The 26,979-nt window shown below is 37.6% G+C and carries 32 protein-coding genes; 14 read left to right on the top strand and 18 right to left on the bottom strand.

Features of this window, described 5'->3' with window-relative positions; genetic code table 11:
* Positions 1–265: 265 nt before the first annotated feature.
* The 8 genes from mtgA to zapE form a co-directional block, all read right to left on the bottom strand.
* Positions 266–988, bottom strand: coding sequence for a monofunctional biosynthetic peptidoglycan transglycosylase (mtgA, locus tag WH390_RS13825; protein ID WP_032115680.1), 723 nt, complete (start codon positions 986–988; stop codon positions 266–268).
* A 2-nt stretch (positions 989–990) separates the two neighbouring features.
* Positions 991–1,647 (bottom strand): isoprenoid biosynthesis glyoxalase ElbB, encoded by a 657-nt coding sequence (gene elbB, locus WH390_RS13830; RefSeq protein ID WP_032115679.1) that lies wholly within the window; start codon positions 1,645–1,647, stop codon positions 991–993.
* A gap of 239 nt (positions 1,648–1,886) precedes the next feature.
* Positions 1,887–4,220 (bottom strand): aerobic respiration two-component sensor histidine kinase ArcB, encoded by a 2,334-nt coding sequence (gene arcB / locus WH390_RS13835; RefSeq protein WP_032115678.1) that lies wholly within the window; start codon positions 4,218–4,220, stop codon positions 1,887–1,889.
* A gap of 233 nt (positions 4,221–4,453) precedes the next feature.
* Positions 4,454–4,945: a ClpXP protease specificity-enhancing factor gene (gene sspB / locus WH390_RS13840; protein WP_032115677.1), complete on the bottom strand. Its 492-nt coding sequence runs from the start codon at positions 4,943–4,945 to the stop codon at positions 4,454–4,456.
* A 6-nt stretch (positions 4,946–4,951) separates the two neighbouring features.
* Positions 4,952–5,593 (bottom strand): stringent starvation protein SspA, encoded by a 642-nt coding sequence (gene sspA, locus WH390_RS13845; protein ID WP_032115676.1) that lies wholly within the window; start codon positions 5,591–5,593, stop codon positions 4,952–4,954.
* Between the two features lie 396 nt (positions 5,594–5,989).
* Entirely contained in the window at positions 5,990–6,382 is a 393-nt protein-coding gene (gene rpsI / locus WH390_RS13850) for a 30S ribosomal protein S9 (RefSeq protein ID WP_032115675.1), read from the bottom strand.
* An 18-nt stretch (positions 6,383–6,400) separates the two neighbouring features.
* Positions 6,401–6,829, bottom strand: a complete 429-nt coding sequence (gene rplM / locus WH390_RS13855) for a 50S ribosomal protein L13 (protein ID WP_032115674.1) — start codon at positions 6,827–6,829, stop codon at positions 6,401–6,403.
* Positions 6,830–7,079: 250 nt separating this feature from the next.
* A complete protein-coding gene (zapE, locus tag WH390_RS13860; protein WP_032115673.1) occupies positions 7,080–8,192 on the bottom strand; it encodes a cell division protein ZapE in 1,113 nt (370 codons plus the stop codon).
* Positions 8,193–8,416: 224 nt separating this feature from the next.
* On the opposite strand from zapE, the gene zapG reads away from it, so the two are divergent.
* The 3 genes from zapG to degS all read left to right on the top strand — a co-directional run bounded on the left by zapG (position 8,417) and on the right by degS (position 11,658).
* Complete coding sequence (zapG, locus tag WH390_RS13865) at positions 8,417–8,821, top strand: Z-ring associated protein ZapG (RefSeq protein WP_032115672.1); 405 nt, start codon at positions 8,417–8,419, stop codon at positions 8,819–8,821.
* Between the two features lie 244 nt (positions 8,822–9,065).
* Positions 9,066–10,484 carry a Do family serine endopeptidase gene (locus tag WH390_RS13870; RefSeq protein ID WP_032115714.1) on the top strand — a complete coding sequence of 473 codons (1,419 nt, stop codon included), beginning with the start codon at positions 9,066–9,068 and terminating at the stop codon, positions 10,482–10,484.
* Between the two features lie 100 nt (positions 10,485–10,584).
* Positions 10,585–11,658, top strand: coding sequence for an outer membrane-stress sensor serine endopeptidase DegS (gene degS, locus WH390_RS13875; protein WP_032115671.1), 1,074 nt, complete (start codon positions 10,585–10,587; stop codon positions 11,656–11,658).
* Positions 11,659–11,713: 55 nt separating this feature from the next.
* On the opposite strand, the gene murA is transcribed toward degS, so the two are convergent.
* The 7 genes from murA to mlaF form a co-directional block, all read right to left on the bottom strand.
* Positions 11,714–12,979, bottom strand: coding sequence for a UDP-N-acetylglucosamine 1-carboxyvinyltransferase (murA, locus tag WH390_RS13880; RefSeq protein ID WP_032115670.1), 1,266 nt, complete (start codon positions 12,977–12,979; stop codon positions 11,714–11,716).
* Positions 12,980–13,030: 51 nt separating this feature from the next.
* On the bottom strand, positions 13,031–13,285 hold the full coding sequence (gene ibaG / locus WH390_RS13885) for a BolA family iron metabolism protein IbaG (RefSeq protein ID WP_032115713.1): 255 nt from the start codon (positions 13,283–13,285) through the stop codon (positions 13,031–13,033).
* 147 nt (positions 13,286–13,432) lie between these two features.
* On the bottom strand, positions 13,433–13,717 hold the full coding sequence (gene mlaB / locus WH390_RS13890) for a lipid asymmetry maintenance protein MlaB (RefSeq protein ID WP_032115669.1): 285 nt from the start codon (positions 13,715–13,717) through the stop codon (positions 13,433–13,435).
* Positions 13,714–14,346, bottom strand: coding sequence for a phospholipid-binding protein MlaC (mlaC, locus tag WH390_RS13895; protein WP_310511856.1), 633 nt, complete (start codon positions 14,344–14,346; stop codon positions 13,714–13,716). The genes mlaB and mlaC overlap by 4 nt, the downstream gene beginning before the upstream one ends.
* Before the next feature lie 67 nt (positions 14,347–14,413).
* Entirely contained in the window at positions 14,414–14,917 is a 504-nt protein-coding gene (gene mlaD, locus WH390_RS13900; protein WP_032115668.1) for an outer membrane lipid asymmetry maintenance protein MlaD, read from the bottom strand.
* A gap of 3 nt (positions 14,918–14,920) precedes the next feature.
* The gene (gene mlaE / locus WH390_RS13905) at positions 14,921–15,703 is read right to left on the bottom strand and encodes a lipid asymmetry maintenance ABC transporter permease subunit MlaE (protein WP_032115712.1); all 783 of its coding nucleotides are present in this window, start codon (positions 15,701–15,703) and stop codon (positions 14,921–14,923) included.
* A gap of 7 nt (positions 15,704–15,710) precedes the next feature.
* Positions 15,711–16,514 carry a phospholipid ABC transporter ATP-binding protein MlaF gene (mlaF, locus tag WH390_RS13910; protein WP_032115667.1) on the bottom strand — a complete coding sequence of 268 codons (804 nt, stop codon included), beginning with the start codon at positions 16,512–16,514 and terminating at the stop codon, positions 15,711–15,713.
* Between the two features lie 308 nt (positions 16,515–16,822).
* Between mlaF and kdsD the strand changes: the two genes are divergently transcribed.
* The 10 genes from kdsD to npr all read left to right on the top strand — a co-directional run bounded on the left by kdsD (position 16,823) and on the right by npr (position 23,857).
* The gene (gene kdsD / locus WH390_RS13915) at positions 16,823–17,791 is read left to right on the top strand and encodes an arabinose-5-phosphate isomerase KdsD (RefSeq protein ID WP_032115666.1); all 969 of its coding nucleotides are present in this window, start codon (positions 16,823–16,825) and stop codon (positions 17,789–17,791) included.
* A 16-nt stretch (positions 17,792–17,807) separates the two neighbouring features.
* A complete protein-coding gene (gene kdsC, locus WH390_RS13920; RefSeq protein WP_032115665.1) occupies positions 17,808–18,371 on the top strand; it encodes a 3-deoxy-manno-octulosonate-8-phosphatase KdsC in 564 nt (187 codons plus the stop codon).
* A 17-nt stretch (positions 18,372–18,388) separates the two neighbouring features.
* Positions 18,389–18,979, top strand: coding sequence for an LPS export ABC transporter periplasmic protein LptC (gene lptC / locus WH390_RS13925; RefSeq protein ID WP_032115664.1), 591 nt, complete (start codon positions 18,389–18,391; stop codon positions 18,977–18,979).
* Positions 18,980–19,534 (top strand): lipopolysaccharide ABC transporter substrate-binding protein LptA, encoded by a 555-nt coding sequence (lptA, locus tag WH390_RS13930; protein WP_052044899.1) that lies wholly within the window; start codon positions 18,980–18,982, stop codon positions 19,532–19,534.
* Between the two features lie 6 nt (positions 19,535–19,540).
* Positions 19,541–20,266, top strand: a complete 726-nt coding sequence (lptB, locus tag WH390_RS13935; RefSeq protein WP_032115663.1) for an LPS export ABC transporter ATP-binding protein — start codon at positions 19,541–19,543, stop codon at positions 20,264–20,266.
* A 64-nt stretch (positions 20,267–20,330) separates the two neighbouring features.
* Entirely contained in the window at positions 20,331–21,770 is a 1,440-nt protein-coding gene (gene rpoN, locus WH390_RS13940) for an RNA polymerase factor sigma-54 (RefSeq protein ID WP_032115662.1), read from the top strand.
* A 22-nt stretch (positions 21,771–21,792) separates the two neighbouring features.
* Positions 21,793–22,080 carry a ribosome hibernation promoting factor gene (gene hpf / locus WH390_RS13945; protein ID WP_032115661.1) on the top strand — a complete coding sequence of 96 codons (288 nt, stop codon included), beginning with the start codon at positions 21,793–21,795 and terminating at the stop codon, positions 22,078–22,080.
* Between the two features lie 120 nt (positions 22,081–22,200).
* Positions 22,201–22,668, top strand: a complete 468-nt coding sequence (ptsN, locus tag WH390_RS13950) for a PTS IIA-like nitrogen regulatory protein PtsN (RefSeq protein WP_032115660.1) — start codon at positions 22,201–22,203, stop codon at positions 22,666–22,668.
* Positions 22,669–22,733: 65 nt separating this feature from the next.
* Complete coding sequence (gene rapZ / locus WH390_RS13955) at positions 22,734–23,588, top strand: RNase adapter RapZ (protein WP_032115659.1); 855 nt, start codon at positions 22,734–22,736, stop codon at positions 23,586–23,588.
* The gene (gene npr / locus WH390_RS13960) at positions 23,585–23,857 is read left to right on the top strand and encodes a PTS phosphocarrier protein NPr (RefSeq protein WP_032115658.1); all 273 of its coding nucleotides are present in this window, start codon (positions 23,585–23,587) and stop codon (positions 23,855–23,857) included. Before rapZ ends, npr begins: the two co-directional genes overlap by 4 nt.
* 303 nt (positions 23,858–24,160) lie before the next feature.
* Here npr and pmbA read toward each other — a convergent pair whose 3' ends face one another.
* On the bottom strand, positions 24,161–25,501 hold the full coding sequence (gene pmbA / locus WH390_RS13965; protein ID WP_032115657.1) for a metalloprotease PmbA: 1,341 nt from the start codon (positions 25,499–25,501) through the stop codon (positions 24,161–24,163).
* Positions 25,502–25,683: 182 nt separating this feature from the next.
* On the opposite strand from pmbA, the gene yjgA reads away from it, so the two are divergent.
* On the top strand, positions 25,684–26,223 hold the full coding sequence (yjgA, locus tag WH390_RS13970; RefSeq protein ID WP_032115656.1) for a ribosome biogenesis factor YjgA: 540 nt from the start codon (positions 25,684–25,686) through the stop codon (positions 26,221–26,223).
* On the opposite strand, the gene WH390_RS13975 is transcribed toward yjgA, so the two are convergent.
* Positions 26,220–26,510 (bottom strand): barstar family protein, encoded by a 291-nt coding sequence (locus tag WH390_RS13975; protein WP_238565690.1) that lies wholly within the window; start codon positions 26,508–26,510, stop codon positions 26,220–26,222. The genes yjgA and WH390_RS13975 overlap by 4 nt on opposite strands.
* Entirely contained in the window at positions 26,511–26,972 is a 462-nt protein-coding gene (locus WH390_RS13980) for a ribonuclease domain-containing protein (RefSeq protein WP_032115655.1), read from the bottom strand.
* Between the last annotated feature and the right edge of the window lie 7 nt (positions 26,973–26,979).

Below are 26,979 nucleotides of genomic sequence, written 5' to 3' on the forward strand. Positions count from 1 at the left end.
GCTAAAGACTGATGTCCTCCCTCTTCCGTGTATTGATTATACTTCTGGTTGATACACGGCAGATAGATTTATCAACAAACTTCTATCTGACTGATTTCATTTTCAATCAAACGACTAGTATATTCAGAACTCTATTCAGTTAAAAATCAAATGATGATTAAAGTTATTATTTAGCAATCAAATATGAAGCCATTAACAGGACTGATATTTTCAGAATAAAATACTGAAAAAATAAAAATCTCATTACTATATTCTGATGAGCTATTCAGTCAGCAATGAAGCCATGTTTTTTCAGAAAATTCTTATCACCTAATTGCTGCATTTGCTTAAGTATCCACGCTTGACGAATTAATAAATCATTAGATGGTTTTTTTACTTGATAAGCTAACGGATTTGGTAAAACCGCAGCTAATCGTGCAGCTTCAACTGCATTTAATTGATTTGCCTGCTTTTTAAAATAATATTTTGATGCTTCTTCTACGCCAAAAATACCCTCACCGAACTCAGCAATATTCAAATAGATCGTCAAAATCCGCTTTTTAGACCACATAACTTCAATTACCGGCGTCATAATAGCTTCAACACCTTTACGAAGCCAGCTTCTTCCATCCCATAACCAAAGATTTTTTACGACTTGTTGAGTTATAGTTGAAGCTCCTCTAGTAGGTTTTTTACTAGCCGAATTTTGGTTGATAGCACTTTCTATTGCCTGAAAATCAAATCCCCAATGATTTGGGAAATTTTGATCTTCCGCGGCAATCGCTGCAATTAACATGTTCGGTGAGATGGCATTAAGCTCAACCCAAGCGGAACGAGAAGTATAAGAAAAGTTTAATGATAACCAAGCGTTAATTTCTCTTTCTAGCATGACCATCGAAAACGGAACAGGCAAAAATTTGAAAATCAAAATCGTTATTAACCAACAAGAAAATAAGATTAATAATGCCCTTTTTAACCAATTCCATAATAATAGTAAGTAAACTAACATAACTAACGACTTGCCAGTTCAATTACTTTTTTAACTAATTTATTAATTCCTTGCCATGCTTCATTTGGTGATGATGCCAACATATAAGCGGGTGTTGTTATTACTTTATTATCTTCATCAACCACAATATCATCAAAGGAACAAATAATATGTGTTCCTCCCATTTGTTCTATTTGGGCAATAGTTTTTTTATCATTGCCTATTGTTAACTTTACCGCTTTATTTAAAATTTTAGGTAACATAACAGGCGCAATACACATCAATCCCATGGGCTTACCTTGTTGGTGAATTTCGCGACAAAATGTTAATAAATCTTTATCTATTTCACAATCACTTCCTTTAATAGCAAAATTAGATAAATTTTTTGCCACCCCAAAACCACCAGGAATAATGACTGCACTAAATTTTTTTGCATCAGCAGATGATAAAGGTGCTATTTTTCCACATGAAATACGTGAAGACTCTACCATTATGTTCCTTTTTTCTTGATTTGTTTCTTCATTTATATGATTAATAACATCTAGTTGCTCTCTATTAGGTGCAAAAAAACATATTTCAACATCATTTTTACTCAAAGATAACATAGTAAGTACTGATTCATGAATTTCACTGCCATCGAATACACCACATCCGCTTAAAATTACTGCAATAGGTTTCATATTTGACTCCATTTGTAGTAGATTGTTACTAATTCATTTAATGTGATAACATGGAACTTGATCACAAATTTTAATGAATCTTGTAACAAAAACGATTATATTTGTTATGTTGATTGGCTGACAAAAAATAAAGGTTTCTATTTTACTCACCATCTACATTTATTCATATCATAATTGGTGAGTAAAAACGATTTCCCTGGTGTTGGCGCAATATTCGCGCACCCCAACTTCGGTTGGGGTTATTTTTTTTCAGCGCCGACTAACCATTGTTTCAAAACTTTAACATCTTTTTGCCAATCTACTTTTAATTCATCAAACCATTCCTGAATATTATCCCACCAGGCAGGTAAATCAGGAGATTGGAGCTGTTGAGCTAACTGCTGAAGATGGCGCAAACCAACTGCACCTGCTGCACCTTTAATTTTGTGGGCTTCTACAACAATCCCATTTCGATCTTTGGCCACAATATTAGAATCCAATAAAGATAGGTATCCTGGCATCACATTTTCAAAGATCTTTATGCTCTCTTCAATCAGTTTTGGTCCAACTAATTCGAAATATTGGTTGAGCATATTGATATCTAATACGTCATCATGATTAGCAAGTTGTTTTAGCGGAATGTTGATGGATTTATTTTTACAATCAGTCAAATATTTTTCAATAATCTTTATTAATGCACTTACCGACAGTGGTTTACTCAATACATCATCCATACCGGCAGCAAGATACTCTTTTTTGTCTTTCAATACATTAGCTGTTAATGCAATTAAAGGTGGAAGTTTATCATTAGCATAGATTTGACGAAACTGACGTGCAATATCGAGACCGGTCATATCAGGTAGTTGGATATCCAATAAAACCAAATCGTAGCTACCAATTTTGAACATTTTTAGTGCTTCTTTTCCATTCATAGCAACATCAACGGTATGGCCTAATTTTTCTAATACAGATCGCGCGACGATGATATTTAATTCAATATCTTCCACCAAAAGAATATGCAACTTGGGTAGTAAAACAGCTTCTGGTATTGGCGTTTCAACCGTTTTTGCAACAATGGGCGCTATAACGGATACAGTGAAACAAGAACCTACCCCTAATGTACTATCGACCTGTATATCTCCCCCCATGCTTTGCGCTAACCGTTTAGAAACAGCAAGACCAATTCCAGTACCCGTTTCTGGTCGGCCACCAGCACTACCCTTTACCTGATAGTACATGGCAAAAATTTTTTTTTGCTCCTCTTTTGGGATGCCAATACCGCTATCAATAACCTGAATAAAAAGTTGCTCATGTCCTTCATACCAAATACGAACTTTGATCTCACCCTGTTGAGTAAATCTGACGGCATTACCAATTAAATTCCATAGTATTTGCCGTAACCGTGTTGCATCAGTAATGATCTTGCTCGGTAAATTTTCTTTTACTTCTAAGATAAATTTTAAATCTTTAGGTTGTACTAAAAGCCCCGATAAATTTTCAAGATCAGAAATAAATTCATTAAAATCAATTTGTTGACTATCTAAACTAACCTTGCGGCGTTCAATCTTATCCATCTCAATAATATCATTGAAAATATTACCTAAAGTGATAGCGCTGACATGAATAGTTTTCAAATAATTTGTTTGTTCATCGGTTAATTCTGTATCGAGTAATATACGACTCAGTCCAACAATCCCATTAAGCGGCGTACGAAGCTCATGGCTGATAGTTGAAATAAACGTTGTCTTATCCCTGCTGGCATTTTCTAACGCTTCCTGATAATGCTTACGCTCGGTAATATCGCGTCCAAACCCTACTAACCCATGACGTTTTCCAACCCGATCATAAAACGGGACTTTACGTATTTCAAAGCATGCTTTCCGCCCATCGGGATATACCAACCATTGTTCATAGGTCAATGACACATTATGACGAAATACTTTTTCATCAGTTTCCAGCTCCTTTTCGGCAACTTCCTCACCATAAATTTCACGATAAGTTAGCCCAATAAGTTGCTTTTCACTGCGACCTGTCAATAATTCCATTGCTCGATTACAACAAGAAAAATCATTATTTTCATCACGATAATAAACAAGATCAGGTGATGCATCTAAAAATGATTGTAATAATATAGACTGCTGTTCAAACTCAAGTTGTGTCTGCTCTCGGCGCTTCATCTCTTTTTGCAATTTTTCTAATAATTCTAAATGCGCCTTTTGTATTTTTTCACGCTCTGCAATTTCCAAATTGAGCTGAGCAATATTTCCTTTAAGTTTGTCAGTAAGCTCGGCATCACGCTTACGCATAACTTCTAATTTATCAACCATGCCTGATAAACGACGACGAGACTCTTCAAGTTGTTCGACCACAACAGAAAGAAAATAGACCGCCCAAGGCGTAATAATCAATCCAAAAAAGATAGAGCGAACTAAATCAATATTATGAACATTGCCATATAATAAAATATCAACCGCAATCTGTAATACCATAGCTAATACGACAAGTGCTGTGGCTAATAGTAAGGAAAATCCAATTAAGCCAAGCTTCATCATTAAATCAACATAATATTGAGCAAGTCCTTTAAGCAGCTTCATACACACTCCGATACAAAAAATCAGCTTAAATCATAACTTATATAGACAAAAAACAGAGGGATCTAACATACATTATGAGGGATAATTTACATTTAGATTTTCATGAATAATGAATTAATTTATAAACGAAATTTTATAATTATCAGATAAATAAAAATTTAATAAACAAAAAATATAGATTTAAAAAAGAAAAAAGGGCAGTATTTGATACTCCCCCTCAATCATGAGATACCTTATTTTATAACACGTAGCGTCGGGCGTCCTTTCGGTGGCATCGGCGGCTCATCATCAGAAGATGAAATCGACGTTATTTCTTGCGCTTCGTTTGACAACTCAGTATCACTAACCAGTACTAAATTTTCACTTTGAGCAATAGAATTACCTGCACCATCCTCATATTCTGGCTCAGGTTCAAACATCATTCCTGCTCCATTTTCGCGCCCATAGATAGCAATAATAGCGCTCATAGGTACTTCAACATGGCGAGGAACGCCACCAAAACGGGCATTGAAGCTGACAATTTCATTAGTCAGTTCTAAATTACCGACAGCAGAAGGTGTAATATTTAAAATAATCTGTCCTTTATTCGCATATTCCATCGGTACATTTACGCCAAAAATATTAACATCCACAACTAAATGGGGTGTCATATTATTGTCGAGAAGCCATTCATAATGAGCCCTAAGAAGGTAAGGACGACGTGGCGACATTCCTAACAATTCCATAATAAATTAACCTGTGGTAGATAAAAGCATCTCACGCTCAGCTTCAGTTAATGAAGCAAGGAAAGAGTCTCGCTCAAATACACGTTCCATATAAGAACGAATACCCTCTGTTTCTTTTCCTTTAGGGATGTCGATCTTCCAGTAAGGTAAACGCCATAAAAGGGGAGCTAAATAGCAATCAACTAGACTAAATTCTTCGCTCATAAAAAACGGTCTTTCTTTAAAAATTGGCGAGATTGCTATCAGTTCCTCCCTTAACTGCTTACGGGCAGCATCAGCTTGAGGATCCTTATTTTCAATCTTATACATCAAAGAATACCAATCCTTGTCTATCCGATGTATCATCAAACGACTATTACCACGAGCAACGGGATAAACAGGCATCAATGGTGGATGCGGAAAGCGTTCATCAAGATATTCCATAACAACACGGGAATCATACAATGTTAATTCTCTATCAACCAGCGTTGGTACTGTTTGGTAAGGATTTAGATCAATCAAATCTTGAGGCAAATTACCCGCTTCAACATTCTCAATCTCAACGCTCACGCCCTTTTCTGCCAATACGATCCGCACTTGATGGCTAAATATGTCGGTCGGGCCGGAAAACAGTGTCATTACCGAACGTTTGTTGGCAGCGACAGCCATGAAAACCTCCAAGTTTTATTAAAAAAGAATAAACAGCCATAATATAATTAATCAGGCCATTCTTACATGTTTAAAATGCTAGTGAACCAATTTACTCGGTTAACAGACATTTGACCTTTATTTATTAAACTACAATTAATACATGTTATTTCCACCAAATCAGGTGAGAAATAGATAAGAAAATAATGGCCTATAGTCTATCAGATTTTGTTCAATATGGGGGAAAGTTTGACAAGATTTTATGATAAATGTACAAAATTAAAGCAATTTTTTATTGAAAAAATTAATAACAAAAAAAATTAAATTAATAATCGCAAGATAATATAAATTTATAACATGCTAAAAACCCGCCTAAAGGCGGGCTTTTTATTACTAATTTGTTGTAAAAACAAAAAATTAACGTTTAGAGTATTGTGGACGACGACGTGCTTTACGCAGTCCCACTTTCTTACGCTCAACAGAACGCGCATCACGAGTAACAAACCCAGCTTTACGTAATTCTGAACGTAGTGTCTCGTCATATCCCATCAATGCACGTGTAATACCATGACGGATTGCACCTGCTTGACCAGAAATCCCACCACCTTTAACGGTAATGTATAGATCCAGTTTCTGCAACATATCAACCAATTCTAACGGTTGGCGAACAACCATTCGCGCCGTTTCGCGGCCAAAATATTCTTCTAAGCTGCGTTGATTGATAGTAATATTACCGCTACCTGACTTAATGAAGACACGTGCGGAAGAGCTTTTGCGGCGACCAGTGCCGTAGTATTGATTTTCAGCCATTGCCTATATCCATCCCGATTAAATGTCAAGAACTTGCGGCTGCTGTGCCGCGTGGTTGTGATCACTACCCGCATAAACTTTCATTTTACGGTACATCGCACGACCAAGAGGTCCTTTGGGTAGCATACCTTTAACCGCAATTTCAATTACACGCTCAGGGTGACGGGCAATCATTTCTTCGAAGGTCGCTTGTTTGATACCACCGATATAACCAGTATGGCGATAGTAGATTTTGTCTTCACGCTTGTTACCAGTAACAGCAACTTTTTTTGCATTAACAACAATGATGTAATCACCAGTATCGACATGCGGAGTATATTCCGCTTTATGCTTGCCGCGCAAACGACGAGCAATTTCAGTTGCAAGACGGCCTAAAGTTTTTCCATCTGCATCAACAACGTACCAGTCGCGTTTTACGGTTTCTGGTTTAGCTGTAAAAGTTTTCATTAAAGCTTACCCATATATAAGTTACATGTTGGCAAACACTCATATTTTATAAAAATACTTCAGTATGTTCACGCTAATTTTTGTCCAATAAATCCTACCCCTTCGAGTAGTCAAACTGACATTAATGCAAGATTTTTGGGAAATAAAAAACTTGCTGTAACGTGGGGTGGCAAGATTATAGAGAAATTTTTGCCAAAAATCGACCCAAAAAATAAATTTCTCGTCAATTTATTGTATTATTACCCACTAATCAAGCTATATGAGGTAATTTTAGGTATTCCTCACTCTGCATTTCTTGCAATCTTGATAAACAGCGTTGATATTCAAAACGTAACAAATGCCCTTGGTAAAGTTTATCCATTGCTACCTCAGCATTAATAATCAACTTAACTTTTCGTTCATAAAACTCATCAATCAGAGCGAGAAAACGCCTGGCTACATCTTCATGCAGTTCTGACATCAACAAAACATTATACAGTAGTACCATATGATAATCTTTTGCTAAGACGATATAGTCATTTTGACTACGTGCATCTTCACATAATACCTTAAATTCAATCGATAAGATGCCTTCTGCGGTACAGATTGCCGGCATAGTACGATGATTAATTTCAAGAATAGGAAACCTAACTCCAGATTTGCCAGCTAATTTAATAAATATCTCATCCATACGATTGCAGTTCGCTTCATCAATTGGCGTAAGATAAAGACCAGCTTGCTTCAAGGTACGTAAACGATAATCAATACCTGCATCAACATTGATAATGTCACAATATTTTTTAATTTGTTCGATCGCAGGTAGAAAACGTGTTCGTTGCAATCCATTTCGATAGAGTTCATCTGGATGAATATTAGACGTTGCTATTAAGCAAATGCCTCTGGCAAATAAAGCTTTCAATAACGTTGCCAAAATCATGGCATTAGTGATATCAGAGACAAAAAACTCATCAAAGCATAAAACATCGGTCTGTCTTTTAAATCTATCAGCAATAATTTCCAATGGATCTGGCTGACCTTGTAACTCAATCATTTCATTCTGCACTCGCCACATGAAACGATGAAAATGTAAGCGTAATTTTCTGCCATCCGGTAAACTCTGATAAAAGAGATCCATCAGCCAAGTTTTACCTCGGCCGACACCTCCCCACATATATAATCCCTGCACAGGCTCACGATTTGTATGAAGTTTCTTAGCAAATAATTGGCCAATTTTATTTTTCAATGATAACTGGGATGTTTTATTAAGCAACTGATGATGAATAATATCTAAACGTGCTATCGCCTTACTTTGCACCTCATCAAATTGATAATCACCGGTAGCCAAAAACTGTTGGTAAAGTTTAGTGGGAGTCAACAATGCCATCAACGTGATACTCCTTAAAAATGTCATAATTTAATTGACCAATGAAACCAATCATAAACATTATATCGATAATCTTTACTACTTTAATACCGCAAAATACTATGAAATCATTAGCAATAACTTTTCCCACTTTCACTTATAGCCTTTTAACAGGTATAGTGACTGCTATACTGTGAATCTATTTCTATGAAAATAAATGTTGTTTTGTTAATGAAGGAGTCAACATGACTTGGGAATATGCACTAATCGGTCTAATTGTAGGTTTCATTATTGGTGCACTAGTAGTTCGCTTCGGCAATACCAAGCTACGTAACCAACAAGCTTTACAAGCTGAACTTGAAAAGAAAAACCATGAATTGGAAGAATATCGTAAAGAATTGGTCAGCCATTTTGCGCGTAGTGCAGAGTTACTCGATAACATGGCGCAAGATTATCGTCAACTCTACCAGCATATGGCAAAAAGTTCTCATGAATTGATGCCTGATATGCCAATACAAAACAACCCTTTTAACTATCGTTTGACTGAATCAGAATCAGACAATGATCAAGCTCCAGTTAATTTACCACCTAAAGATTACTCTGAAGGTTCTTCTGGCTTATTTCGCACAATAAAAGAAAAAAGAAAGTAAATTAGGTTTGATATATTAATAAAATTGCATCTTTACCTAATTTTGATGATAGCGTATCCACCTGATAGAGTTATTTTGTTGTAAAAAATTAATATCATGTAAATACATGTAAAAAAACGATTACTACTATCTGTTGGCTGAACTTTTTTGCATAATTTAAAGTCTTAAACCTGCTGAGGCCTTTTCTATCCAGGATAGCAAATTACCTTAAATAAATTAGGTATGTATGAGAATTGAATTCATGATGAAAAAAGAGAAACATTTTTTAACTATATTAGCTATGAGTATCAGTCTTTCACTCATAAGTATACCTGCAGTAAGTCATGCTGCATCAATGCCACCAATTGCTTTATCATCTGGTCAAGAATTACCTAGCCTAGCACCGATGCTAGAAAAAGTACTTCCTGCCGTAGTTAGTATTCGCGTATCTGGAACACGTGTTCAAAATCAACAGCTACCCGAAGAATTTAAATTCTTTTTTGGGCCCAATTTTCCCTCACAACAACAAAGTGTTCGCCCTTTTGAAGGATTAGGCTCCGGGGTTATTATTGATGCTGAAAAAGGTTATATCCTAACTAATAACCATGTCATCGATAATGCTAATAGCATCCAAATTCAGCTTAATGATGGCAGAGAAATTGACGTTAAGCTTATCGGCCGTGATCCACAAACAGATATCGCCCTATTACAAATCAAAGATTCAAGTACAGTAAATCTGAAAAAATTGAACTTAGTGGCGATTAAAATAGCTGACTCCGATAAACTGCGAGTTGGTGATTTTGCTGTTGCTGTTGGTAACCCTTTCGGTTTAGGTCAAACAGCAACATCAGGCATTATTTCTGCATTGGGTCGTAGTGGTTTAAATGTAGAAGGTCTGGAAAATTTTATTCAAACTGACGCTTCTATTAATAGAGGTAACTCAGGTGGCGCATTAGTTAATCTCAATGGTGAACTAATTGGTATTAATACCGCTATTTTAGCGCCTGGTGGGGGTAATATTGGTATTGGCTTTGCCATTCCATCCAATATGGCTAAATCTCTTAGTGATCAAATTATCAAACATGGTGAAGTAAAACGTGGATTGCTAGGGATCAAAGGCACTGAAATGACTTCTGATGTAGCGAAAGCATTGAAGATTGATGTGCAAAAAGGGGCATTTGTCAGTGAAGTGATACCAAATTCTGCAGCAGCTAAAGCAGGCATTCAATCTGGTGATATTTTGGTTTCGATTAATAACAAATATATCAATAGCTTCGCTGAATTGAGAGCTAAAATTGGCACTAGTGAAATCGGTAAGCAGATCACCATCGGTCTACTACGTAAAGGCAAGCCAATGGAAGTGAATGTTACCTTAGAAGATAGTGATTCTAGCAGTACGAAAGCCGAAGTTTTAACCACGTCACTAATGGGAGCCACTTTAAGCAATAGTACAATCAAAGGCACTAAAGGTGTTAAGGTCGATAGCGTTTCGTCTAATTCACCTGCAGCCATGCTTGGCCTGGCAAAAGGTGATCTTATTATTAGTGCCAACGAACAACGGATAGAAAATATTAATCAACTGCGTAAAATTATTGAAACTAAACCTACTGCTTTAGCATTAAATATTTTACGTGGTGATCAAAATATCTATTTATTACTTCGCGGTAATAATATATTCAATTAATCACCCAGCAAACAGGTACTGTTAACTATCGTACCTGTTTGTATTTATGGTATCCTGCTATTTTATTATCTCGTTTATCTTTTATTACAGAATACTTACTATGTTCATCAAGCTTTTTCGTGCTGTCATTGTAGGGCTTGTTATCGCTACTATTTTGCTAATGGCTATTCCATCTATACGCCCAAAAGGACTCACTGACCTCCTTGACGGTAAAAAAGATGAGCAACCAATTAGTTATAGTAAAGCGGTACGTAGAGCAGCACCGGCAGTTGTCTATGTTTATAGCAGCGGGACCGGTAGTTTTTCCCAAAATGGGCGCGAATTAACTGCATTAGGCTCTGGTGTCATTATGAGCAGTAACGGTTATATTATTACCAACAGACATGTCGTTAATAACGCGGATCAAATTCAGATTGCACTGCCTGATGGATTAATTTTTGACGCACTCATCGTTGGCTCAGATAGCTTAACAGACTTGGCTGTTTTAAAAATAGACGCCGAAAATCTTCCTGTGATTCCGATTAACCCACAACGTAAAGCGCGCGTTGGCGATATCGTGTTAGCCATCGGTAACCCCTATAATTTAGGACAAACAGTGACACAAGGAATTATTAGCGCCACTGGACGGGTAGGGCTAAGTCCTACCCGCCGACAGAATTTTCTACAAACCGATGCGTCTATTAATCATGGAAATTCAGGCGGAGCGCTAATTAATACTGAAGGTAAATTGATGGGAATTAATACACTCTCATTTGATCATTCAGAAAATGGTTTTACGCCTGAGGGATTAGGTTTTGCTATTCCAACAGAATTAGCAACTAAAATTATGGAAAAACTTATTCGTGATGGGAGAGTGATCCGTGGTTTTATCGGTATCACTGCGCGGGACTTACCCCGTATTCGCTCTAACAATAACGATATTAATCAAATTAAAGGGCTACGTATTTTTCAGGTCGCGGCAAATGGCCCGGCAGAAAATGCTGGTATTCAAGTCGGTGATATTATTATTTCTGTTAATGATCAACCGGTTATCTCGGCTGCGGAAACAATGGATCAAGTTGCTGAAATTAGTCCGGGCAGTATCGTCCCTGTCACACTACTGCGCAACGAAAAAACAATGACTGTCCACGTTAAAATTGAAGAGTACAAAGAAGGTAAATCATTACTACAATAAGTAAGAATCAGCAGTCTAACAAAGCTACTGATTTTTACCTTAGTAAAATAGCAGGTTATATTTTCTTTGCAGTAATACGTTCTATATTGGCCCCTAAACTACGTAGCTTCTCTTCTATTTTCTCATATCCCCTATCGATATGATAAATCCGATCAACAGTCGTTTTTCCTTTCGCAATACATCCAGCAAGTACTAAACTAGCAGATGCCCGTAAATCGGTAGCCATGACTTGGGCACCCATAAGTTGTTCAACACCATGACAAACAACGGTATTTCCTTCTATTTCCGCATGGGCTCCCATACGAATTAACTCAGGGATATGCATAAAACGATTTTCAAAAATAGTTTCTGTTATTGTACTAACACCTTCAGCCACTAAATTAAGTAAGCTAAATTGTGCCTGCATATCGGTTGGAAAGCCTGGATGCGGTTCTGTTCTGATAGTCACTGCTTTTGGCCGCTTACCATGCATATCCAGCTGGATCCAATCCTCGCCAATTTCAATCTCTGCACCCGCCTCACGTAATTTAGCTAATACTGCATCCAATGTAGCTGGTTTAGTATTGCGACAGATTACTTTACCTCCAGAGATAGCAGCTGCAACCAGAAATGTACCTGTTTCAATCCGATCAGGTAAAATTCGATAAATACCACCACCTAAGCGCACAACTCCTTCAATAATAATGCTGTCTGTACCTGCACCCGTGATCTTTGCCCCTAATGAATTTAAAAAGCTGGCTGTGTCTTCAACTTCAGGTTCACGAGCTGCGTTTTCAATAACGGTTTTTCCCTCTGCCAGAGTTGCAGCCGTCATAATAGACACGGTGGCGCCGACACTAACTTTATCCATAACAATATTGGCGCCTTGCAAACGACCATCGACCGATGCTTTAACATAACCTTCATCTAAGGTAATTTTGGCACCAAGTTGTTCAAGCCCGGCAATATGTAAATCAACTGGACGCGCACCAATCGCACATCCTCCCGGTAAAGATACTTGGCCTTGACCGAAACGAGCCACTAATGGCGCCAAAGCCCAAATAGATGCACGCATCGTCTTGACTAATTCATAAGGAGCACAAAATTTATTAATACCACGTGCGTCAACAAAAATAGCGCCATTACGCTCAACTTTTGTACCTAACTGATTAAGTAATTCAATTGTTGTATCAATATCTTTTAGCTTTGGAACATTTTGTAATTCAACGGGTTCTTCTGCTAAAAGCGATGCAAACAATATCGGTAGTGCCGCATTTTTTGCACCAGAAATCGAGACCTCTCCCATCAAACGGGTTGGCCCCTTCAATCGAAACTTGTCCATCTAGAAATTCTCTATGAGTAATATTTATATTATTAATGCAAAAGTATAGTCTTAAAAACCATTAAGCTTACGATCTCTTTTCCATTCCGCGGGGGTATAAGCTTTAATTGATAATGCATGGATCCGATTATCTGCAATATATTCCATTAGTGGTGCATAAATCACTTGCTGCTGCTTAACCCGACTCATACCGTCAAACATTTCACCAACAGCAATTATTTGAAAATGACTACCTTCGCCATTGACAATCACTTCATCAAGTTTCAATTGTTCTATTAATACTTGCTTTATTTCATTTGTATCCATAATTAAACTCAATTCTAACATTAAAAGACAATCCATCTATCCTAATCGATCTATCATCTGCTGCAAATCAAACAAAACGCCCTTGGCATAAAAATGCACAAGAGCGTTTGCTTTATATATAAACTATTTTTAAAATTTATGACCCAATTAGTTCATAAAATCCTCAAGTTTATAAAGCCTAATAAGGGTCTTAAAACGCTCACTAATACCTTCAAATACCCATTTATTCTCTGACTGCTGTTCTGATTTTAACCTAATAAACATAGCGAGTCCGGTAGAATCGATATGAGATAACTGAGAAACATTAATCGCATTAATACCTTTTAGCAACTGATTTCTCTGTTGCCAAAAAGCGGGTAGAGTATCACGATCAAGCTCACCGGTTAAAATCAACATTTGACCTTTCTGCTCCCAAGTCAACATGGGTATCATGATTTTTTATTTTCCAGCGTAATGGGATTTTTTGCACTATTGAGCAACACTTGTGTCAAGCCGTCAATACCTTTAGTACGTAAAATATTAGCCCATTCGTTTTGTTTAGTTGTAATTAAACTAACACCTTCAGTAATCATATCATAAGCCTGCCAATAGCCAGTTTTGCTATTTTTACGCCATTGAAAATCAAGACGTACAGGTGGTCGGCCCTGTGGATCGGTAATTGTTACCCGAATAGCAACCACATTCCTATCACCCAGTGGTTGTTCAGGCGCAATTTGATATTGTTGCCCATGATACATTGCTAAAGCTTGCCCATAAGCTTGTTCCAAATAGGCTTCAATCGCCTGAAAATAAGCATCCCGTTGTGACGGAGTTGCACTACTATAATAAGATCCTAAGACTAATGCTCCTGCATACTTAATTTGTACATAAGGCATAAGTTCTTCACGAACAACCCTGCGTAAGTAATCTGGATTTTGCCGGATCATAGGCTGCTCATTTTTTAAGCGAGTAAAAGTTTTAGCAGCGGCTTCTTGCATCAGTTTATATGGATTGGTTTGATCTATCGCCATCGCAAATGGAGCAACCACTAACAAAGCCACTATTAAGAAACGTTTAAACATAAAATAGGTTCCTTTTCTTATCATATTAGATTGTTCATCATGGTGTCGTGGAAGATTTTTCGTTATTTCAGGAAACTGAGCTTGCTCTATTCGAACGATTAGGATCGCCACTTCTATATAAGAATTGCCCAATTAAATCTTCCAATATTATGGCCGGTTTAGTATCTTCGATGCGTCCACCGTCCTTAAGAAAGGTAATTCCCATATCCGGATCATAAAAACCCACATTAAGTGCTAAAAACTGCTCACCTAATAATCCCGCAGTAAGTATCGACAATGAGCTGTTATCAGGAATATTATCATATTGACTAAAAATCGCTAAGGTAACACGTGGCGTATAAGTTTTCTTATCTAACATAATATCGACTATTCGGCCAACCACCACACCACCTATTTTTACCGGCGAGTTTACTTTCAATCCGCCTACATTGGTAAAAGAAGCAGTAACTTTATAAGTTGGTTGATTACCAAATGATTTAATATCTGCAACTTTTAAACATAAAAAGACAATTGCAGCTAATGCAATCAAAACAAATAGTCCAACTAGAATTTCACTTTTCTTACTTTGCATGAATTAATTCCCAAACATCAGTGCAGTAAGCACAAAATCTAAACCCAACACAGCTAATGAAGAATGAACAACGGTTCTGGTTGTTGCACGACTTATCCCTTCCGATGTTGGGATGGCATCATAACCATTAAATAAAGCTATCCAGCTGACTGTAAAAGCGAATACCACACTTTTAATAAAACAGTTGAGAATATCCTTTTTCCACTCAATAGCAGATTGCATCGATGACCAAAAAAAGCCTTCATCAATTCCTTTCCAATCAACACCGACTAGCGCACCACCTAATATGCCTACGGCGACAAAAATTAGTGCCAGTAATGGCATACTGATCAGTCCGGCCCAAAAACGTGGCGCAATAACTCGACGTAATGGATCAACCGCCATCATTTCCAAACTAGAGATCTGCTCTGTTGCTTTCATCAACCCTATTTCTGCCGTTAATGCAGAACCTGCTCTGCCAGCAAATAAAAGTGCGGTCACCACTGGTCCTAGTTCCCTTAATAGAGAAAGAGCGACCATCATGCCAAGACTGGATTCAGCACTAAACATGGTCAAGACTAAATATCCTTGTAAACCAAGTACCATGCCAATGAATAATCCCGATACAGCAATAATTAATAAAGATAAGACTCCTACATTGTAGAGCTGTTTTATTAATAATGGCCATTGTTTTGCAAATTCAGGTTTGCCAAATAAGGCCCGACATAACAAATAGCCAGCACGACCAAATGTCGCCACCATAGCTAGTGAACGATGGCCTAATGCGGCTAATGTATCAATTAGTATCATCCCATCACCCTAATAAATCTGCTGCATAATTTCCTGCCGGAAACTTAAATGGTACCGGACCATCTGCTATACCATCAAGAAACTGCCTAACCCGCGCATCCTTATTTTGTTGCAATTCTTTCGCTGTACCTTCAGCAATAACATGTTGCTCCGCAACAATATAAGCTTTATCCGCTATGCTCAACACTTCTGGCACATCGTGAGAAACAATAACACAAGTAATACCTAATGCATGATTAAGTTCATCAATAAGTTTAACCAAAACTCCCATGGTTATCGGATCTTGCCCAACAAAAGGTTCATCAAATAGAATTAATTGTGGATCAAGGGCAATAGCGCGTGCCAATGCTGCTCGTCGCGCCATACCACCTGATAGTTCAGCTGGCATAAGATTAGCCGCACCTCTCAACCCGACTGCTTCTAGTTTCATCATGACCACTGTTCGAATAATTTCTGCTGCTAAAACAGTATGTTCACGTAAAGGGAAAGCAACATTGTCAAAAACATTCATATCTGTAAACAAGGCACCTGACTGAAACAACATACTCATTTTCTTGCGAGCAGCATAAAGTTCCGCGCGTGATAGTGTTGGAATATTAACACCATCAAACCAAATTTCTCCCTTATCTGGCTGTAATTGTCCACCAATCAAACGTAGCAACGTTGTTTTTCCAATACCTGATGGCCCCATGATTGCCGTAATTTTTCCCCTGGGGATCGTCAAGCTCATATCGGTAAAAATCAGCCGTTGACCCCGAATAAAAGACATATCTTTGATTTCTATGATATTATCTACAGACTTCTTCATGACGATAATAGCCTTTCTGTCTAATTATCATTTAAGTATATTTACTCAGTATGGAACATATTACCTAAAAACTAGCATATATTCGCTATCAATATTATTGCCAATTTTACTTTTGTTCATTTCATCGTCACAATAAACAAATTTTCAAATGTCATCATAGTGAAAAATGCTATTTTTTCTAATAATACAACGTACGGATAATATATTGATGACAAGTAATACAAAGCGAGTGATATGAAAAAACGAGTCTTACTAAACATCTATTAACCCATATAATTAAATTAGTTATATCAAATTGGGGAATAAAAATGTCTGAAATTGATTTTCAAAAAACAGCGAAGAAGGTATTGGAGATTGAACGTAGCGGGCTTGCCAATTTGGAGCAATATATCAATGATGATTTTAACCAAGCTTGTGAACTGATTTTCAAATGTACTGGCAAAGTCGTTGTTATGGGGATGGGTAAATCAGGCCATATTGGCCGTAAAATTGCAGCCACATTAGCCAGTACAGGAACACCGGCTTTTTTTGTCCATCCAGGAGAAGCTAGTCATGGTGATTTAGGCATGATTAGTCGTCAAGATATTGTTCTGGCTATTTCTAATTCCGGTGAGTCAAATGAAATATTAGCACTGATTCCAGTGTTAAAACGCCAACACATTGCGTTAATTTGTATGACAAAAAATCCTGCTAGTAGCATGGGAAAAGCGGCAGATTTTCACCTTTGTATCAAAGTACCGCTGGAAGCTTGTCCATTAGGTCTAGCGCCAACAACAAGCACAACCGCGATGTTAGTTATGGGAGATGCTATTGCGGTCGCTTTACTTGAAGCGCGGGGTTTTACTGCTGAAGATTTTGCACTTTCTCATCCAGGTGGCACATTGGGCCGCAAACTTTTATTAAGAGTGAGTGACCTAATGCATACTGGGAAAAATATTCCAAATGTCATGAAACAGGCAACATTACAGCAAGCATTAGTGGAAATTACTCGCAAAAAACTAGGTATGGTTGTGATTTGTAATGAAGAAATGCAAATTGAAGGTATTTTTACCGATGGTGACTTACGACGCGTATTTGCAATGAATATTGACTTAAATAATGCCAAAATTACCGATGTAATGACAGCCGGTGGTATTAGGGTAAAACCCGATATGCTAGCGATTGACGCCTTAAATTTGATGCAACACCACCATATTACTTCCTTACTGGTGGCAAAAGCAGATACACTTATTGGTGTTATTCATCTGCATGATCTTTTGCAAGCTGGCATCATATAATTATTGGAAATAATACATGAATAATGATAATAAAATCACAACCTGTTATGGCCCAATAGACCAACATATCGTTGAAAAAGCACGTCTTATAAAATTACTAATTTGTGATGTTGATGGTGTCATGACAGATGGCTTAATTTATATGGGAAATAATGGAGAAGAACTAAAAGCATTCAATGTAAAAGATGGTTATGGTATCCGTTGTTTACTGACCTCTGCAATTGAAGTTGCCATTATTACTGGTCGTAAAGCTAAATTATTGGAAGATCGTGCCAAAACACTCGGTATTAATTATCTTTACCAAGGGCAAAGTGAAAAAAAATTAGCTTATAATGATCTGATAACCCGATTAAAACTCCAACCTCAACAGATTGCTTATATTGGTGATGATTTAATTGACTGGCCGGTCATGTCGCAGATAGGGCTTTCGGTTGCTGTAGCTGACGCGCATCCAATGTTGTTAAGTAAAGCGCATTATGTTACATATCAAGCAGGCGGCAAAGGTGCGGTACGTGAAATTTGTGATCTGATCCTGCTTGCTCAAGATAAGATAGAAAATGCCCACGGTTTATCAATATAGGCAAAAATGAAACAACGATGAGCAAATTTAAGTTTTGGCTTAACATTATATTAACACTAATTGTTTTAGCGCTTATTGGCTGGAACTTAGCTGATTTTAATCAATCAAAAGCACCCGCTATGGTTGATAACAGCCAACCAAATTATCAAACTGGTAATGCCATTACCCATGTCTATGATCCAATGGGTAAATTGGCCTATAAGCTGATAACGGATGAGACGCACCACTTTTCGAGTAATAAAACCAGCTGGTTTATTAATCCAGTATTAACAACTTATGACCCAAAAAGTATCCCCTCTTGGGCCGTACGCTCTAATAAAGCCAAATTAACCAACGACAACATGCTTTATTTATATGGTAATGTTCAAGTAAATAGCTTAAATCCAACTTCAGATTTACAAAAAATTTTGACGGAAAATGCCATCGTTAACCTAATTACCCAGGATGTTTCATCTGATGATAAAGTCACAGTAATTGGTATCGGTTTACGATCAGTGGGTATGAAAATGCGCGGTAATATGAGAACGCATACCGCTGAATTAATTGAAGATGTTAAAACCTATTATGAAATCCCCAATAAGCAAACAGCTCCCGAAGGAAACAACTAAATGATATTGGCAAAAAAAATCTTCATTAATGTAGCATTGACTAGTTCAATATTCATATTAAGCTTGCCAGCAATAGCGCTGAAAAGTGATTCTCAACAACCCATTCAGATTGATTCAGTTAAACAGTCACTTGATTTAGAAAAAAATATTACCACATTTACAGAAAATGTTGTCATAAAACAAGGTTCTATAGATGTTCGAGCTGATAAAGTTGTTGTCACCCGTCCGAACGGCGATGCCAAAAAGATGGTTGTCGAAGCCTATGGTACACCAGCCAATTTCTATCAATTACAAGATGATGGTAAACCGATCAAAGGTCACAGCGACAAAATACGTTATGAAATGGAAAAAGAGCTGGTCATCCTAACGGGTAATGCTTACCTTGAACAACTAGATAGCAATATTAAAGGTGACAAAATTACCTATTTAGTCCCAACCCAACAAATGGAAGCATTTAGTGATAAAGGGAAACGAGTAACGACCATACTGTTACCTTCCCAATTACAAGAAAAAGGCCCTGGGGTAAAAAGTACAAATAATAGTAAGAGTAAATAATAAAAAATGGCGAAATTAACTGCGAAACATTTGGCAAAAACATACAAAAACCGCAAGGTTGTTGAAGACGTTAGCCTGGAGGTCAGTTCAGGTGAAATCGTTGGTTTACTTGGGCCAAACGGTGCAGGTAAAACGACAACCTTTTATATGGTAGTTGGTATCGTTCCTCGTGATACTGGAAAAATTGCTATCGACGATGAAGATATTAGTTTGCTGCCGCTTCACGAACGGGCTCGTAGGGGAATAGGTTATTTACCACAAGAAGCCTCAATATTTCGCCGACTAAACGTTTACGATAATCTGATGGCTGTATTAGAAATTCGTAAAGATTTAACATTCGAAGAAAAACAGCAACGTGCCGAAGAATTGATGGAAGAGTTTAGTATTACTCATTTGCGAAATAACCTCGGTCAATCACTTTCTGGCGGGGAGCGTCGCCGGGTAGAAATAGCCCGGGCATTAGCGGCTGATCCTAAATTTATTCTTTTAGATGAACCTTTTGCTGGTGTTGATCCGATTTCAGTATTAGATATAAAAAAAATAATCCAACACTTGAGAGATTATGGTTTAGGCGTATTAATAACCGATCACAATGTGAGAGAGACATTAGATGTCTGTGAACGTGCTTACATTGTCAGTCAAGGTCATCTTATCGCTCATGGAACTCCTAAAGCGATTTTAGAAAATGAACAAGTCAAACGTGTCTATTTGGGAGAAGGTTTCCGCCTCTAACCGTGACTAATTAAAGTTGGTAAATTTTTTTATTATGTTATTCCCAAGAGGCTAAGCCAATTTTATGAAACAGAGTTTGCAACTCCGACTCAGTCAGCAGTTGGCTATGACACCACAGCTACAACAAGCTATTCGTTTGTTGCAACTTTCAACATTAGAACTTCAACACGAAATTCAGCAAGCTCTTGAAAGCAATCCTTTACTTGAACAAGATGACCTCTACCAGGAAATTGAAACATCAGATATTAATGATAACGAGCCAACGGCACTAGATAGTTTTGACGCCATCGAACAAAATGATGTGCCAAGCGAATTACCTTTAGATACTAATTGGGAAGAAATTTACCCCTCAGATAACTATCCAACTCTAACCAATAATTTTAGTGACAATGATTTTCCTATCTACCAAGGAGAAACATTGCAAACGTTGCAAGATTATTTATCCTGGCAAGCATCATTAACACCTTTTACTGAAATAGATGCCGCGATTGCTACCGCCATTATTGATGCTGTGGACGATTCCGGCTATTTAAGCACCACTATTGAAGATATTTACGCGGGTTTAGCCCTAGCAGATATTACCCAGGAAGAAGTTGAAATTGTATTAAAACGGATCCAGCACTTCGATCCGATTGGCGTCGCAGCCAAAAATTTAAAAGACTGCTTACTAATTCAGTTATCAGCGTTACCTCGCGAGACTCCTTTTCTAAAAGAAGCTAAACTGATAATTAACGACCATTTAGAATTACTAGGCAATCGTGATTTTCGGCAACTTAGCCGAAAAACCAAATTAAAAGAAACGGCCTTGAAAGAAGTTATCGCGATGATCCAACGATTAGATCCTAAACCTGGGCAAATCATTCAAACTAATGAACCACAATATATTGTCCCCGATGCTCTAGTGCGCAAAATAGATAATGACTGGCAAGTAGCTCTAAATACTGAAAACATTCCACGCTTAAAAATCAATCAACATTATGCTTCTCTAGGTAAACACTCTGATAATGAAGAAGATAACCAATTCATCCGTAATAACTTACAAGATGCAAAATGGTTAATAAAAAGTTTAGAAAGTCGTAATGAAACTTTATTAAAAGTTGCCCAATGTATTGTTGAAAATCAACAACAGTTTTTTGAATATGGTGAAGAGCATATGAAACCTATGGTACTAGCGGATATTGCTTATCAGGTTGATATGCACGAATCGACGATTTCCCGTGTCACATCGCAAAAGTATCTACATAGTCCAAGAGGTATTTTTGAACTGAAATACTTTTTTTCTAGCCATGTTAACACTGATACCGGAGGAGAAGCCTCTTCTATCGCTATACGCGCGCTAGTAAAAAAACTCATTGCGGCAGAGAACCCTGCAAAACCCTTGAGTGATAACAAATTAACGAGCATACTAGCAGAACAGGGTATTCAAATTGCTCGTCGTACAGTTGCTAAATATCGAGAGTCTCTATCCATTCCACCCTCGAATCAGCGTAAAAAACTGATTTGAATTAACTGAGAAGGAAGATACTATGGAATTTCAAATTACTGGCCAAAATATTAAAATTACCGAAGCATTACGCCAAACCGTGGAAGAAAAGTGTTCAAAATTTGAACAATATTTTGACCATATCAATGCTATTCATATAATTTTAAAAGTACAGAAATTTAATCAAATTGCTGAGGCAACGGCGAAAGTAAATGGAGCAGAACTACATGCTTCTGCTCAAGAAGATGATATGTATGCGGCAATTGATGCCATGGTAGAAAAAATGGCGCGCCAGCTTACTAAATACAAAGAAAAATTGAAACAACATTAATCTGTGTTATTAAACAATAAGGGCACTATGACACTAAATGTAGATTATCGATGTTAGTATCGTTCATGCCAGATATTCATTATGGATATCTGGTATAATTGCCCTAAGTGAATAAATCCAATGAACAGTGAAAAAAAATTATCATTAAGCTCGGTATTAACACCATCATGTACACTAAATAATGTACATTGTACGAGTAAAAAACGAGCACTAGAAATTATTAGTGAAGTTGCTGCAATTGCACTGAATGTACCTGAAAGTGTCGTTTTTGACTCATTATTAACCCGTGAAAAAGTCGGCACAACCGGTATCGGTGGAGGTATTGCAATCCCACATGGCAAATTAAATGAAAACAATTCATCCGACGCAGTTGGTGTTTTTCTCCATTTAGATGAACCTATTGCTTTTGATGCCATTGATAATCAGTCAGTCGATTTACTGTTTGCATTATTAGTTCCTTCAGAGCAATGTAAAACACATTTACATACTCTCTCTTTAATTGCCAAACGGTTAGCTGATAAGAACCTATGTCGTCGTTTACGCGCTGCGCAAAGTAATGATGAACTCTATAAAATCATTACTGAATAACTGGTTTCTAAAAATCTAAGCCAAATAATGATTTTCATTGTGAAGAAACTTAAGGGGTATGACTCATGGTGCTGATGATAGTCAGTGGCCGTTCTGGTTCAGGTAAATCAGTTGCTCTACGGGCACTGGAGGATATGGGTTTTTATTGTGTTGACAATCTGCCCGTTATTTTACTGCCAGAATTAGCAAATTCACTTGCTGAACGACAAACTTCTGCGGCCGTGAGTATCGATGTTCGTAATATGCCAGACAACCCAACAATTTTCGAGAATGCATTAAAAAATCTACCGGCTAGTTTTTCCCCACAATTACTTTTTCTTGATGCAGATCGTAATACGCTGATCAGAAGATATAGTGATACACGCCGTTTGCATCCACTCTCCAATAAAAATTTATCATTAGAAAATGCTATTGATGAAGAAAATGATCTATTAGAGCCACTCTGCTCACGCGCAGATTTAGTTATCGACACCTCTGAAATGTCAGTACATGAACTGGCTGAAATGCTTAGAGCACGCTTATTAGGTAAACGGGAACGTGAATTGACCATGGTTTTCGAATCCTTTGGCTTTAAACATGGTATTCCGATCGATGCAGATTATGTGTTTGATGTCCGTTTTTTACCTAACCCACATTGGGATCCTAAATTACGTCCTATGACAGGTCTCGATCGTCCTGTTGCTGCCTTTCTTGACCGACACACAGAAGTGCATAACTTTATCTATCAAACACGTAGTTATCTTGAATTATGGTTACCCATGTTAGAATCTAATAACCGTAGCTATTTGACGATTGCTATCGGTTGTACCGGAGGTAAACACCGTTCAGTATATGTTGCCGAACAACTGGCTGATTACTTTCGTTCTAGAGGCAAAAATGTTCAGTCGCGTCATCGGACGTTAGAAAAGAGAAAGTCATGACTGTCTATCACCGCATTATTATAAAAAATCAACAGGGTATGCATGCCAGGCCAGCAATGATGCTCTGTGAACTAATCCAACAATTTGAATCTTCGGTGCTATTGCGCAATTGCCATAATATAGAAGCTCAAGCAGATAGTGTTATAGCGATGTTAATGTTAGATTCAGAACAAGGTAGTTATATCGATATTGAAGTAACCGGTCCAGATGAAGAGCAGGCACTAGCAGCAATTATTCAACTTTTTCATCATAAACTTGAAGACGATTAACCAGTCTCTTTCAAAAAGTTTAATTAAATCAACGTTATTAGACAGCCACTTTTCACCGCTATCAACTACCTCAAAATTACGCGATATCTGCTAACACTATTATTCTTTCAATGTCATTTCATATACTGTGGCAAATTGAGTAAAAGTCATTCTGCCACACTAAAATGCTACTGAGTTGGCATCAACCCCATCGATAACTTCTCCGTCATCAGGTAATTTCTGCTCTTGCTGTAAATGCCTACCATTTTAACCGTTCAATCCGGCCAAATCTTCTCATTCAACGACAGCAATTATTAGCAAAATTTACTGACCAGCAACATGCATTTCTGGTAATAATACCGAACCACATTGAATATTACTGCGAGTTTCAATATCGTTGCCTATTGTTACAATATTAGCCCACATCTGTTTTAGATTGCCAGCAATAGTAATTTCACTGACAGGATATTGTATTACGCCGTTTTCAACCCAAAAACCGGCTGCTCCCCGAGAATAATCCCCCGTTACCGAGCTAACTCCCTGCCCCATCAATTCAGTAACAACTAACCCCGTCCCCATTTCTCGCAATAAAGCAGCAAAATCTAACCCCTGGCCGGCAATATGCCAGTTATGAATACCACCAGCATGACCAGTACTCTGCAAGCCAAGCTTACGTGCTGAATAACTGATCAATAACCAAGTTTGTAATATCCCTTGCTCAATAATATTACGTTGACTAGTGTTCACACCTTCACTATCAAAGGGAGATGACGCTAGTCCGCTAATCAGATGTGGCTTCTCCTGAATGGTTAGCCAAGAAGGAAAAATTTGCTTACCGAGGCTGTCTAATAAAAAAGAGGATCTACGATAAATACTTGTACCACTAATCGCACCAACCAGGTGACCAAATAAACCGGTTGCTACCTCAGCAGCAAAAATGACCGGTGTCTTCATAGTTGATAATTTACGCGGTGAAAGCCTGGCGACAGTTCGGCGAGCAGCCTCCTGTCCAACCCATTGAGGTGATTGCAAATCCTCTAATCGACGGGCAATGGAATAAGCATAATCGCGCTCCATTCCATCATTTTCCTGAGCAATCACACAACTTGACATTGAGTGCCGACTGGAGCAATAGCTCTGTAGCATTCCGTGAGTATTACCAAACACTCTAATGCCATAATGACTATTAAAACTTCCACCTTCAGTATTTTTAATTCTTTTATCCGCATTTAAAGCCGACATCTCCGCTTGACCTGCCAATTGGATCGCTTTTTCAGCATCAATATCAAAGGGATAAAAGAGTTTTAAATCAGGTGATTGATAAGCCAAAAGGTCAGCGTCTGCTAAACCAGCAAAAGGATCTTCCGAAGTATACTGTGCAATATCAATAGCCGCTTGCACAGTACGCTTAATCGCTGCTGGATGTAAATTAGTGGACGATGCACTACCTTTACGTTGTTTATGATAAACCGTAATGCCAAGAGCACCATCACTATTAAATTCAATATTTTCAGTTTCACCAAAACGTGTACTTACACTGATACCTGTTGATTTATTAATAGCCACTTCAGCTGCATCACAACTCTTTTTGGCGATTGATAATGCATAGGCAACTGTTTCTTCTAATTGTTTACGTTGTAATAAAACCTGTTCCGTCAAACTCATTGATATCATCCAAAAATAGAAAATAAAATCAACTCAACCAATACCTATCTTCAGCAGAAAATAAATCCTCTATAGCATTAAATCTATTTTCCCAGTTACAATAGAGATAAGATGTTAACATACCAGACGACAGATTATTCTGAAATAAAATAATCCGACGTCTTGCTAAGAGGAAAACCGCGATGGCAAAACAGCCCGATAACTGGTTCGATGATAACGCCGATAATATCGATAAGGATGAAATCATCTGGGTCAGTAAAAGCGAAATCAAGCGTGATGCCGAAGCGCTAAAAAAGCTGGGAGCAGAACTGGTTGAACTTAGTAAACATGAACTAGAACGTATCCCCCTTAATGATGAACTACTAGCAGCTGTTGAATTAGCGCAAAAAATTAAGCGTGAAGGGCGACGACGCCAGCTACAATTTATTGGTAAATTACTCAGAGCGCAAGATCCTCAACCTATTTATGACGCGTTGGATAAGCTAAAAAATCGGCACAATCAACAAATCGCCATATTACATAAACTTGAAGCTTTACGTAATCAATTATTAGAGAATGGCGATAATGCAATTGAAGATGTAATACGTTTATTTCCCTTAGCTGATCGTCAACAGCTACGGACCTTAATTCGTAACTGTAAAAAAGAAAGAGAGGCAAATAAACCGGCTAAAGCCTATCGCCAACTCTTTCAATACCTAAAGACACTATCTGAAAGTGCCTAAGCTGGATTAGATTGGGAGGCTCGGCAATGAAATATGAATTGCCCTCCCAATGTTTGTTCAGCTTCTCTAAAAACCGTTATCAGCTCAGCAAATTCTGTTAACTGATATTCATTTATATGAGAAAAAATAACCTCTACCGGTAAAGCAATTCCACCAGTCAACATATCCCAAAGTGCATCCAAATTTTGGCCAAACCATTTTGGTAATTCAAAAACCAATATCGCTTTTTGATAAAAGTCATTCAGATTGTCTATTTCACGAAAATCAAATTCAACACAATGCATCATTTAATTCACTCTTGAAAAGGTTTTATAATGATCTAACGTCACATAAATCAATCCATCTGATGAATAAAGCAATCTATCACTAGCTCGATGACCACAGTGATAATTGATATCGGCTTCATACCATTGGCGATCTGGAGCAGCAGGTAGCAATTTTTCTCTGTTGTTGTATCTATCGCCACCAATCGCTTTACCCGGCACAACTTGACATAAATTACCTGCCCTTGGATCCCAACCACTTTGTCGTGCTTTTCTTTTTGTAATATAAAAGTCTGGTAATCGATGGTATTGCCTTAGATAATTAACCACATTTTGCTGTGCGGTTAACTTGTCAATATTATGGACAACCGTGGGCGCTACTGTTTGCCCTATTATGTCTGCCTGCTGCCGACTATGCCATTTAAAGTAAACTCCTGCCCCTATTAATATGGCTAATATTAGCAAGATAACAATTTTTTTATTCATCCAATCA

Origin of the sequence: Candidatus Arsenophonus nilaparvatae, assembly GCF_045346035.1 — a bacterium.
GTDB classification, from domain to species: Bacteria; Pseudomonadota; Gammaproteobacteria; order Enterobacterales; family Enterobacteriaceae; genus Arsenophonus; species Arsenophonus nilaparvatae.